The organism is Haloarcula sp. H-hyl2 (assembly GCF_056934385.1).
The window spans coordinates 757,707-770,115 of record NZ_JBRIIJ010000001.1; the positions used below are offsets into that span (position 1 = coordinate 757,707).

General features: G+C 61.1%; 9 protein-coding genes and 1 CRISPR repeat array. Of the genes, 8 read left to right on the top strand and 1 reads right to left on the bottom strand.

All coding sequences use genetic code 11. From position 1 onward, the window contains the following. Position 1: 1 nt before the first annotated feature. The 8 genes from cas7b to Hhyl2_RS04020 all read left to right on the top strand — a co-directional run bounded on the left by cas7b (position 2) and on the right by Hhyl2_RS04020 (position 11,978). Complete coding sequence (gene cas7b, locus Hhyl2_RS03985; protein WP_483549435.1) at positions 2-1,072, top strand: type I-B CRISPR-associated protein Cas7/Csh2; 1,071 nt, start codon at positions 2-4, stop codon at positions 1,070-1,072. A 2-nt stretch (positions 1,073-1,074) separates the two neighbouring features. Next, entirely contained in the window at positions 1,075-1,881 is an 807-nt protein-coding gene (gene cas5b / locus Hhyl2_RS03990; protein WP_483549436.1) for a type I-B CRISPR-associated protein Cas5b, read from the top strand. 1 nt (position 1,882) lies between these two features. Next, entirely contained in the window at positions 1,883-4,564 is a 2,682-nt protein-coding gene (locus Hhyl2_RS03995) for a CRISPR-associated endonuclease Cas3'' (protein WP_483549437.1), read from the top strand. Then, a complete protein-coding gene (gene cas4, locus Hhyl2_RS04000; RefSeq protein ID WP_483549438.1) occupies positions 4,561-5,145 on the top strand; it encodes a CRISPR-associated protein Cas4 in 585 nt (194 codons plus the stop codon). Before Hhyl2_RS03995 ends, cas4 begins: the two co-directional genes overlap by 4 nt. Positions 5,146-5,147: 2 nt before the next feature. Beyond that, a complete protein-coding gene (gene cas1b, locus Hhyl2_RS04005) occupies positions 5,148-6,140 on the top strand; it encodes a type I-B CRISPR-associated endonuclease Cas1b (protein WP_483549439.1) in 993 nt (330 codons plus the stop codon). A gap of 1 nt (position 6,141) precedes the next feature. Beyond that, positions 6,142-6,405, top strand: a complete 264-nt coding sequence (gene cas2, locus Hhyl2_RS04010) for a CRISPR-associated endonuclease Cas2 (protein ID WP_483549440.1) — start codon at positions 6,142-6,144, stop codon at positions 6,403-6,405. A gap of 102 nt (positions 6,406-6,507) precedes the next feature. Then, positions 6,508-9,359: a CRISPR direct-repeat array (repeat unit 30 nt; unit sequence GTTTCAGACGGACCCTTGTGGGGTTGAAGC). Positions 9,360-9,524: 165 nt separating this feature from the next. Continuing rightward, positions 9,525-9,923 (top strand): Hsp20/alpha crystallin family protein, encoded by a 399-nt coding sequence (locus Hhyl2_RS04015; protein ID WP_483549441.1) that lies wholly within the window; start codon positions 9,525-9,527, stop codon positions 9,921-9,923. Positions 9,924-9,998: 75 nt separating this feature from the next. Next, positions 9,999-11,978 (top strand): AMP-dependent synthetase/ligase, encoded by a 1,980-nt coding sequence (locus Hhyl2_RS04020; protein WP_483549442.1) that lies wholly within the window; start codon positions 9,999-10,001, stop codon positions 11,976-11,978. Positions 11,979-11,993: 15 nt separating this feature from the next. Here Hhyl2_RS04020 and Hhyl2_RS04025 read toward each other — a convergent pair whose 3' ends face one another. Then, positions 11,994-12,380, bottom strand: coding sequence for a secondary thiamine-phosphate synthase enzyme YjbQ (locus Hhyl2_RS04025; RefSeq protein WP_483549443.1), 387 nt, complete (start codon positions 12,378-12,380; stop codon positions 11,994-11,996). Positions 12,381-12,409 lie beyond the last annotated feature (29 nt).

Sequence of the window (12,409 nt, forward strand, 5' to 3'; positions counted from 1 at the left end):
GATGACCGATGACACCGACACTGTGACGAACCGTTCCGAAATCGTCTTCCTGTACGACGCAGTCGACGCCAACCCCAACGGGAACCCGCTAAGCGGTTCGAACCGTCCACGTATCGACCCGCAGACACAGCAGGCTATCGTCACTGACGTTCGCTTAAAACGGTATCTCCGGGACCAGCTCGAAGACGACGGCCACGGCGTCTACATCCGTAACGTGCAGGAAGAGGGAGAACAGGCTACGAGAACTGACCTGCTCGAAGACCGGCTGAACGATGTCGAACCCGACGACTACGCTCTCGACGACGAGGAGGGTGCCGCAGCGTTCCGTGACGCGGTTTTCGGCGAGTACCTGGACAACAGTGCCGACGTGCGCTACTTCGGGGCAACGATGTCTGTCGACACGAAAAACGAGTACGCGAAGCACCTTCCGGACCACTTCACTGGCCCGGTACAGTTCTCGCCGGGGAAGTCGATGCACGCAGTCAACGAGAACGAGGAGTACGACAGCCTGACGAGTGTCATCGCGACCCAGGATGGCAAAGAGCAGGGTGGGTTCGACCTCGACGACAACCGCATCCAGTACGCGCTCATCCGGTTCCACGGACTCGTCGACGAGCACGGTGCAGCCGACACGAAACTCACCGACGGAGATGTGGAACGGCTCGACACGCTCTGCTGGCGCGCGCTGAAAAACCAGACGATCAGCCGGAGCAAAGTCGGCCAGGAGCCACGACTCTACTGCCGGGTCGAATACGCCGATGAGAGCTACCATCTCGGCGGACTCGACAAGGATCTCGATCTAGACCCCGCCCGTTCTGCCGACGACGAGAAACTCCGGAACGTCCGCGACCTGACTGTCGCAATCGACGACTTCGTCGACCGTCTCGCGGGTGCGAGCGACCGGATCGAGTGTGTTCGCGTCGTCGCCAGCGACGTGTTACCGGTTTCCTACGATGGCGACGAAGGCGGGCCGGAGCTCTTGTACGACGCGCTCCGCGATGCCGTCGGATCGGACGCTGTCGAGACGGTCGACGTGTACGACGAATACCCGTCGACCCTCCCTGACGAGTGACGATGAGCCAGGAATCGCTCGACGAGTGGACGGACAGCGATGGCGCGGGGGAGGGGTCGATCCCGGAGCGGTGTCTCTCGTTCACCGTCAGCGGTCCGTGGGGTCATTTCCGCCGTGTCGAGGGGAACGTCGTCAAGCAGACCTACCGGATTATCCCTCGGACGACTGTTGCCGGACTGCTCGCAGCCGTCCTCGGTATCGAGCGCGACGGCTATTACGACCTGTTCGCCCCCGGGGTCTCTGCGGTCGCCATCGAGCCGACGGTCGAACTCAGAACGGTGAACATGCCCGTGAACGCGCTCTCGACGGCTGCGGAGAACATGCAGTCGCTCAACTCGCGGGGAAAGATCAGTGTCAAACTCCCGGACCCGACGCATCTGCGTCAGCAACACAACTACGAGGTGCTCGTTGATCCCGAGTACCGCATCGACGTGGCACTCTCCGACGAGGAGCGCTACCGTGAACTACGCGAAATGCTCGAAACCGGGCGGTCGCACTTTGTACCGAGCCTCGGGCTCTCCGAACATCTCGCGACTATCGACTACCACGGCGAGTTCGCTGTCGAACCCGGATCAGACGAACCGGTCGTCGCGGTCGATTCGGCGATCCCGGACGCGGTGGACGACGTGAAGATGACGGAAGGGACGCGCTGTCAGGTCGAGGAGTCACCGGCGTTCATGACGACCGACGACGGCGGGCGGACGACAACAGCGTTCACCTCGTACACGTACAACCCCGACGGCGATCCGTTACAGGTCCAGTCGATAGACACCGCTACCGTCGACGACAGAACTGTGGTGTTTGTCTGAGATGACCGAACGCTACTCCCATCCGCCGGAGGACGGCCACGACGGCGTTCTCCTTCGGGACCATCTCGCCGAGGTAGCCGGGCGCATCGAACACGTCGTGCCACCCGATGTGACCACTCCCGCCGAAGAGCCGCTCGTCGATGTGGTCGAGACCCTCGCGTGGATCCACGACCTCGGGAAGGCGACGACGTACTTCCAGCAGCATATCGATGTCATGCCAGGAACGCCGGACGAGAAGATGTGCCGCTACCATGCACCGCTCGGCTCGTTCGCAGCGTACTACGCCCTCAAAGCGCAGGAGTTCGAAACGGAAACGTGTCTGGCCGGATTCGTCGCCGTCGCGAAGCATCACGGTCGGCTTCCACATGTCGCGGAGTACGTCTTCACCCGTTCCCATCAGCGTGACAACCCTGGAGACAGACTGACTCGACACGAGAAACAACAGAACGCGATCGGCGAACAGATCGTGGACATCGACGGGCGTGTCCGCCCGCTCGTCGCTGACATTTTCGAATATGCGACGGCGGGGGCTGGCTCGTGGACAGCGTTCCGAGACGGTGTCGGCGACCTCCTCGGTGAGATCGCGGGCACCGTCTCGTCGTCCGACACCGGAGCGGATGCGAACCCAACCGGACTCTCAGACAGCAGCTACGCGCTCGCCCTCCAGTGTTGGAGTGCCCTCGTCCTCGCGGACAAGACAAGTGCGGCCGGCGCACCCGAGGGAGCGGAGACGTACGCCGCCGACCCACCGACGGCGCAGCGGCTGAACGATTACGTTGCGGAGATCGAGGACCGCGTCGACGCAGACCCCAACGGCGATCGCGGCGAACGGCTCAACTACCACCGATCACGTGCTCGCAAAGCGGTGCTCGACAACGCAGAATCGTTTGCGAACGACGGCGGTGGCGTGGCGACGCTCACGCTCCCGACCGGCATGGGAAAGACGTTCGCCGGACTCTCGGCTGCACTTGCGGTACGTGATCAGCTCGGGGGCGACCGTGTCATCTACGCGCTCCCGTTCACGAGCGTCATCGATCAGGTCGTCGACGATGTTGAAGACGTATACGAAACGGAGATGTCTGGCCGCCTGCTCACCGCACATCATCACCTGACGGAGACCACGATCCGTGACGATGCGGACGAGGGTAACTACGAGGACGCTGACCTGTCTGATGACGTGGCTGGTATGCTTGGGGAGAGTTGGCGTGCCGGCTTGACCATCTCGACGTTCGTCCAACTCTTCGAGAGCCTCGTTGGTCCCGAGAACACGCAGTCGATGAAGCTCCCCGCGCTATACGACAGCGTTGTCGTACTCGACGAGCCACAGAGCCTCCCGCTCGACTGGTGGAAGCTCGTTCCCCGGCTTATCCGTATTCTAACCGAGCAGTACAACGCGACGGTCATCGCCATGACGGCCACACAACCGAAGTTGTTCGAGCACTCGCCCGAGGTAGCCGATCCGAACAAACTCGTCGACGAGCCTGGGACGTACTTCAGGGCAGTCGAGCGTGTCTCTTACGAACTTGACAATTCCACCGAGCGGTACATCGACGACCAGAGCGAGCCGAAGTCCTACGACGACGCGGCAGCGGAGCTGCTGGGCGCGGTCGAAGCTGGCGAATCGGTCCTCGCAATCTGTAATACGGTAGACAGCACCCGTCGACTCACTGAGTCGCTGACCGACCACCTCGGATCGTTCGTCGACGTGGCCGAACACTACACGGATCTGCTTGGTGCTACCGAGCGAACGGACGAACTCCCGGAAGACCCCGAAGACAAGGGGGTCGATCCTGGCACCCTCACAGAGACTGTCACCGATGCGTTCGCAGATGGTGCCGGAACGGCTGCACTCGTTCATCTCTCGACCCGACTCCGTCCTCTCGATAGACTGACGCTCGTCGAAACGGCAAAGTGCCTCACTGAGAAGGACGTCCCCGTCGCCGTAGTATCGACGCAACTCGTCGAGGCAGGTGTCGATATTAGCTTCGATCGCGTCTACCGCGACCTCGCACCGGTCGACAGTATCGTCCAGGCTGCCGGGCGGTGCAATCGATCGTTCGAACGCGAGCGTGGACGGGTGGTCGTCTGGTGGCTCGACACGCCGGCCGACCAGAAGCAGACGCCGGCAGCCGCTGTGTATAATCGTGGTGTATCGTTACTCCCGGTGGCCGCTGAGGTACTGGAGTCGGTCCGGAACGATGTCGGCGGACTCACCGAATTCAGTGTCGCCAGAACGGCTGTCGAGCGGTACTACCATCGACTGCGCGAAGAGAAAGACGTGGGAAAGCAGACGTACGCTGATTACGTCGACGATGCTGACGGAGAGGCGCTAGCTGGCCTCTCGCTCATCGACAAGGACTTCACTGTCGACGTGTTCGTCTGTCGGACCGATCGGGACCGCGAGTACGTCGACGAAATCAAGACGGCAAGAGATAACTACGCGTTCGACAGATTACAGTCACTCCTCGACGAAACGAAAGTCCGTCGTGTGTCCGTCCCAGTGTACGACGAGGCGAGCGAGCGAGCGGACGCTGTTCGTCAGCTTCCGAAGCTCCTTGGTGGCGACAGACCGGGCTCCCGAGAGGTGATTCGGCTTCTCGATGTAGACCAGTACAGCTCACATTTCGATCACCGGTTTGGCTTCGATGTACCAGAGTCCAGCGTCGACCACCAGTTCCTATGACTGAGGACAGGTCCACCGACGAGGAGGCCGAACTCGACGACCCAGTCGACGTTCTCCTCCGCTCGGCACGTGACGAGACGTCCGACGACGAGTTTCACGTCACCGGTGTGATGATGCAGTACTACGAGGTATGTACACGAGAACTCTGGTTCGCCTCGCGACACCTGGAGATCGACCGTGACAATGCCGCCGTGGTCCGTGGCACGCACGTCGACGACAGTGCCTACGCCGACAAGCGCCGACATGTCTCCATAGACGGGACCATCGCCATCGACGTACTCGACGATGGGCGCGTGATGGAGGTCAAACCGTCGTCGTCGCTCGTCGAACCAGCGAAACTCCAACTGCTCTACTATCTCTGGTATCTCGACCGGGTAGTCGGTGTCGAGCGTGAGGGGATCCTCGCCCACCCACGGGAGCGACGGCGGGAATCGGTCGAGCTCACAGAGGAGAACGTCGACTGGGTCGAGAGTGCGATCCGCGGCATCCACGACGTCGTCACGTCGGAGGCGCCGCCGCCCGCCGAGGAGAAGCCGTTCTGTGATGCCTGTGCGTATCACGACTTCTGCTGGAGTTGTTAACAATGGACGATAACTACCACGTGTTCACCGACGGTCGCCTGGAACGACACAACGATACAGTCCGACTCGTCACGGAGGACGACGAGAAGAAGTACCTCCCGATCGAGAACGCCGAAGCACTGTTCCTGCACGGACAGATCGACTACAACACCCGACTCATGTCGTTTCTCAACGACCACGGAGTCGCGATCCACGTCTTCGGATGGAACGATTACTATGCCGGATCAGTGATGCCCGAGCGCGGACAGATGTCCGGACAGACTGTCGTCGAACAGGTGCGGGCGTACGACGACGTCGAACACCGACGGCGGCTGGCCCAGCAATTCATCGCTGGGAGCATCCACAATATGCGGGCGAACGTCAAATACTACGACGGACGTGGGCACGATTTCTCGACGGTCGTCGACACACTCGAGTCTCAGGCCGCTGCGCTGGATGACGGCGCGCCAGTCGACGAGCTGATGGGTATCGAAGCCACCGCCAGACGAGCGTATTACTCCATCTTCGACGCCGTACTGCCGGACGGATTCGTCTTTGGCGGCCGCCAGTACAATCCGCCGGACAACGAGGTCAATAGTCTCATCTCGTTCGGAAACTCGCTGGTGTACGCCAACGTCGTGTCCGCGATCCGTGCGACTGCGCTCGATCCGGCAGTGAGTTTTCTGCACGAACCCGGCGAGCGTCGGTACTCGCTCGCTTTGGACATCGCAGACCTGTTCAAGCCACTGCTCGCCGATCGTGTACTCTTCCGGGTCGTAAACCGATCCCAGCTGACGCTCGAGGATTTCGAGACGGATCTCAATAGTTGCCTGCTCGACGAAGACGGCCGAAAGACGTTCTCCAAGGCCTTCGAGGAGACGCTGGAAGAGACGGTCGAGCACCCACGACTGAACCGGAAGGTGAGCTACCAGTATCTGTTGCGCGTCGAGGCCTACAAACTCAAGAAACACCTCCTCACGGGCGAGGAGTACGTCCCGTTCAAGCGGTGGTGGTGACGTGACATACGTTGTTGTCGTCTACGACGTCCAGGCCGACCGGACGCCGAAGTTCCTCAAGTTCCTCCGTCGCTATCTCACGCATGTCCAGCAATCTGTCTTCGAGGGAGAGCTGTCTGAAGGGACGGTGACGGAGGTGGAGGAGTCACTCGAATCGATGCTACAGGATGACGAGTCGGTCATTCTCTACCGGATGTCTTCCGAAGCATACGTCGACCGATCCGTCTTCGGTGACGATCCCATGGACGACCAGCAGTTCCTCTGACTCGTCGTCGACCCCCCGGGGGTAACGGGGCTATTGCGGGTCGACGAAAATAATGAAGTGAAACCGGATAGGAGAGTGTATATGGCCCTGAATTCGGCCATGGTTTCAGACGGACCCTTGTGGGGTTGAAGCTGAACTCATCGTGCCTCCTGTCGGGGCCAGCTGGCGGTTTCAGACGGACCCTTGTGGGGTTGAAGCCGCTCGTGGGGGCCGGTCGTCGACGGCGAGCGTACCGTTTCAGACGGACCCTTGTGGGGTTGAAGCGATCCGGACCCATCGACGCCGCTGCCGACGGCGAGTTTCAGACGGACCCTTGTGGGGTTGAAGCCTCGGCCTCATCCCTGGCGTCACGATCGATGTGTCGCGTTTCAGACGGACCCTTGTGGGGTTGAAGCGCCGTTCGTTTCACTCTCGTTAGGTAACTCTGCTGTGTTTCAGACGGACCCTTGTGGGGTTGAAGCAAATCTGGCGGATATGTGTTTATTGAAGGTAGGGAGTTTCAGACGGACCCTTGTGGGGTTGAAGCGACGAACACGAGGACCGTGCCGAGGATGTCCTCCAGTTTCAGACGGACCCTTGTGGGGTTGAAGCGACACCCCAGTATCGAAGTGTTGGTAGTCGGGCTCGGTTTCAGACGGACCCTTGTGGGGTTGAAGCGTCAGCGAGCTCCGGCGCCTGCTCGACCGCTACGAGTTTCAGACGGACCCTTGTGGGGTTGAAGCTTGGGGTGGGATGTAGTCAGTCATGCTCTGTATCCTGTTTCAGACGGACCCTTGTGGGGTTGAAGCACGTCGACGGACGACGCCGACGACGGGACCGGCGCCGTTTCAGACGGACCCTTGTGGGGTTGAAGCAACCAGGAACGGGCCGGGCCGGTCGCCCTCCTCGTTTCAGACGGACCCTTGTGGGGTTGAAGCTCGACGGCCACCTCAATCACCTGTGTGATTTCCGGTTTCAGACGGACCCTTGTGGGGTTGAAGCGCCCGCGCCCCACTTACTCATAGACTCGCCACCGTCGTTTCAGACGGACCCTTGTGGGGTTGAAGCGGCGGCTACCTCGGCGGCAATCGTCCGCTCGTCGTGTTTCAGACGGACCCTTGTGGGGTTGAAGCGGTCGGTGCTAAGTCGTCGTCCATACCGACCGTTCGGGTTTCAGACGGACCCTTGTGGGGTTGAAGCGGGCGGTAGCGGGGTGCTGTGTGGTGGTGGCGCCGTGTTTCAGACGGACCCTTGTGGGGTTGAAGCTCAACGTCCGGTGGGAGTGGATCGTAGCCCCGCGTGGTTTCAGACGGACCCTTGTGGGGTTGAAGCGGAGAGTAGGCTTCTACGTCCTCCTTGAACGTCGAGTTTCAGACGGACCCTTGTGGGGTTGAAGCTTTTTGAGCGCCTGGAGAGCCGGGCCGGGTAGCTCGGTTTCAGACGGACCCTTGTGGGGTTGAAGCATGTCGAACGTGAACCGGTCCTTGATGTGAGTTTCGTTTCAGACGGACCCTTGTGGGGTTGAAGCCTGACCGGGACGATTGGCTATATCCGACGGGTTGAGTTTGTTTCAGACGGACCCTTGTGGGGTTGAAGCCGATCCACGGCGCCGCCATCGGCTGGAAGACCTGGGTTTCAGACGGACCCTTGTGGGGTTGAAGCATAATCAACAGAGACGGCGACCGGTTCGTGCAACGCGTTTCAGACGGACCCTTGTGGGGTTGAAGCACCAACGCCTACGTCCAGAAGGACGAAGGTTCAGGCCTGTTTCAGACGGACCCTTGTGGGGTTGAAGCACATAGTCGTCTGAAGCCCCACTCTCAAAATCATCTAGTTTCAGACGGACCCTTGTGGGGTTGAAGCGACGGCCACAGGTAACTCCCCTCGTGCAATTCCGAGTTTCAGACGGACCCTTGTGGGGTTGAAGCTTCTCGCTCTCAGCCGCTCAGACGTACCGAATTATAGGTTTCAGACGGACCCTTGTGGGGTTGAAGCCTAATCGCTGCTTGCTGTGTCACCCTCTGTTGTGGCAGTTTCAGACGGACCCTTGTGGGGTTGAAGCGTTTAGCATGGGCAAAGGCTTGGAGCGAGAGATGAAAGGTTTCAGACGGACCCTTGTGGGGTTGAAGCCAGGGGACATCTGTCGTCGTCCAAGGTGGCGGGTGTTTCAGACGGACCCTTGTGGGGTTGAAGCGCTCGGGCGATGGATCGTACAGAAGAGGGCCTGTTTCAGACGGACCCTTGTGGGGTTGAAGCACCCCCACCTCTATTTTGTTCGCGTGGGGATGGGTGTTTCAGACGGACCCTTGTGGGGTTGAAGCGCAAAGTGCGAGACAAGTTGCCCGAGCGCGGTCAGACCGTTTCAGACGGACCCTTGTGGGGTTGAAGGATGCCGGACCGAGCCGGCCGACAGGCCGGACGTGTTTCAGACGGACCCTTGTGGGGTTGAAGCACGGAACTGCTCGACCCCAGTGCCAGCACAAACGTGTTTCAGACGGACCCTTGTGGGGTTGAAGCCGCCAGCGCCAGGCCGGCGAGTCGAACCTCGACGCCGGTTTCAGACGGACCCTTGTGGGGTTGAAGCGAGACGCTATCGGAGATCTCGCGTACGACGTGCCTGGTTTCAGACGGACCCTTGTGGGGTTGAAGCGAGCAGACCCCAGCCCTCAGGGAGTTCTGATTCTTGTTTCAGACGGACCCTTGTGGGGTTGAAGCAACTGCTTTGAAGTCTACAAGAACACCGAGACAGAGTTTCAGACGGACCCTTGTGGGGTTGAAGCCAGGATGGGGCCGTCGCCATCGGCCGGGAAATGCGTGTTTCAGACGGACCCTTGTGGGGTTGAAGCGCAAAGGTGAGCACGCATGATCTGCGACGGCGGGTTTCAGACGGACCCTTGTGGGGTTGAAGCTGAACGAGACTATAGACAGCGGTGGCGGCGGTGGCGGTTTCAGACGGACCCTTGTAGGATTGAAGCATGGGCCGCTCGGTGACTCTCGTATATGCGAGCGTTTCGGACGGGCCCTCGTTGTGGTCGAAGCCCACTAGCTATCCAGCCACGCGTCAGTCTTACAACGTCACAGAGAACCCTGCTATCACGTGTTCCTACGACTTTATCTCCTCAGGTGACCTCAGATAGCGTATGGATTCACGATACAACTCCTTCGACAACATGGAACGACTCTTCGACCAGATGCGACGCGGCATGTTCGGTGGCTGGAGCGGTGACAGCAGTGGGTTCGGCGACGGGATCCGCGTCGAACGGATCGACGGTGGCCTCGTGGTCATCGCTGACATGCCCGGCTTCGAGAAGGACGAGATCGGTGTCCGACTCCACGATGACCGCCTCGTCCTGACTGCTGAACACGAAGCCGGCGACGAGATCGCGTCCCGGCGGCGTTCGCTCCGCGAGACCATCTCGCTCGGTGAACACGTCGACCACGAGGACGTCTCCGCGAGCTACCGCAACGGCGTCCTCGAAGTCCGGATGGAGATCGAAGACGATGCCGACGAAGGTATCGACATCGATATCTCCGAGTGAAGACAGAAACGTTCGACAACCGGGGAGGTGTGAAAGTCCCCTATATATTTGCCATCTCCCCTGGAATTGCGGGGCATGGTAGGGTCAGAGTCGACGGCGGGTTGGCGGGCGGCCGAAGCCCAGTATACGGACGAGGTTATCGCTGACGACACACTGGGTGAGATGTTCGCCGCGACCGCCGAGCGAAACGCCGGAGACGACGCACAGCTGTACAAGGGTGGTGTCTACGACCGGTCACTGACGAGCGACGTCATCCCACCGGCACCCGACGGTGAGTACGCGGGACTCGGATTCGATCGGATGCACGAGGTCGTCAAACACCTCGCGGCCGGGTTCCGCGACATCGGCGTCGAGTCGGATACTCGGGTCGGGATTTTATCCTCGGCACGGATGGAGTGGGCGCTCTCGGACTTCGCCATCCTCTCTGCCGGCGGCGTGGTCACGACCGTCTACACGGAGTCCTCACCGAAACAGGTCCGCTACCTGCTGGACGACCCCGGTGCCGAGTTCGTCGTCGTGGAGAACGAGGACCTTCTGGAGAACGTCCTGGCGGTCGAGGACGATCTCACCCTCGAAGGTATTATTTTGATCGACGAATACGAGAGCGATCGCGATGACGTCTACACGCTCGCGGAGATCCACGATCGTGGTGCCGAGGGCTTCGACGAGACAGAGTACCGCTCGTGGCTCGACGAACGCGACCCGGAGGATCTGGCGAGTCTCATCTACACCTCCGGGACGACCGGCCAGCCGAAAGGCGTCCAGCTCACACACCGAAACTTCCGCTCGAACGTCAATCAGTCCCGCAAACGACTCGCACCCAGGCCGGACAAACACCCAGACGTGCCGGCGATCGGTGCCAACTCGACTTCTGTCTCGTTCCTCCCGCTGGCACACGTCTTCGAGCGCCTCGCCGGCCACTTCTTCATGTTCGCCTCCGGCGCGACGGTCGGCTACGTCGAGAACCCCGATACGCTGGCCGACGACATCCAGTTGATACAGCCAACGACCGGTGCTAGCGTCCCACGCGTCTACGAACGTATCTTCGACCGGATGCGCGAACAGGCCAGCGAGTCGCCGATCAAACAGCGAATCTTCAACTGGGCGGTCGATGTCGCCCGCGAGTACGCACGTACCGAGGACCCAGGAACGATCCTGAATGCGAAGCACAGCCTCGCGGACACCCTCGTCTACAGCACTGTCAAGGAGAAACTCGGCGGCAACATCGAGTTCATGGTCAGCGGCGGCGGGAGCCTCTCGAAGACGCTCTGTGAGACGTTCGTCGGCATGGACCTGACGATATTGGAGGGGTACGGCCTCACCGAGACGTCGCCGGTCATCACCACCAACCCCCCCGAGGACATCCGGCCGGGGACGCTCGGTGTCCCGGTCTCCGACGTCGACGTCCGACTGGACACCCACGTCGTCGACGCCGACCAGTTCGACGACGTCGCCGGGGAACTCGGGGAACTGCTCGTCCGCGGGCCGAATGTCACGAACGGCTACTGGAACCAACCGGGCGCCAGCGAGCGCGCGTTCACCGAGATCGACGGCAAGCGGTGGTTCAAGACGGGCGACATCGTCGAGCAGACCCACGACGACTACCTGATCTATCACGACCGGATCAAGGAGATCCTCGTCCTCTCGACCGGGAAGAACGTCGCCCCACAGCCCATCGAGGACATGTTCGCGACGAGCGACCGCGTCGATCAGGTGATGGTCGTCGGCGACGACCAGAAGTTCATCGGCGCGCTGATCGTCCCCAACTTCGAGGAACTGGAGCGGTGGGCCGACGCGGAGGGGATCGACCTCCCCGAGGACCCCTACGAGCGGTGTGCGGACGACCGCGTCCGTGAGTGGGTCCAGGTGGCCGTCGACGAGGCGAATGCCGAACTGGAGAAGATCGAGCGCATCAAGCGGTTCGAACTGGTCCCACTGGAGTGGACGGCCGAGAACGACCTACTTACGCCCTCGATGAAGAAGAAGCGCCGCAACATTCGCACGGAGTTCGAGGAGAAACTGCGGGATATCTACGGCGACTCCTACAACGACTGAGACCGATCGGCGTCGTCAGTACCGCACGTCGACCGCCCGTTCTCGCGGCCCGTCACACTCGACGAGGAGGATCGACTGCCAGGTCCCCAGATCCAGCGATCCCTCGGTGACCGGGACCGTCACGTCGGGACCGACGAGCATCGCTCGGACGTGCGAGTCAGCGTTGCCGTCGAGCGCGTCGTGCTCCCACCCCTCGTCGTCGACCAGTTCGGTCAGTGCGTCGGCCAGATCACCGAGCAACCGTGACTCGGCTTCGTTGACGGTCACGCCGACCGTCGTGTGTCTGACGAAGACGGTGCAGGTGCCGTCGGCCTCCGGCGGTAGCTCCGCGGCGACCTGTTCGGTGATGTCGGTCACTGTCGACCGCTCTTCGGTCTCGACGGTGAACCGTGCGCGTCCCATACCAGGGGGTTCGCACCGCTCCAGTGTGT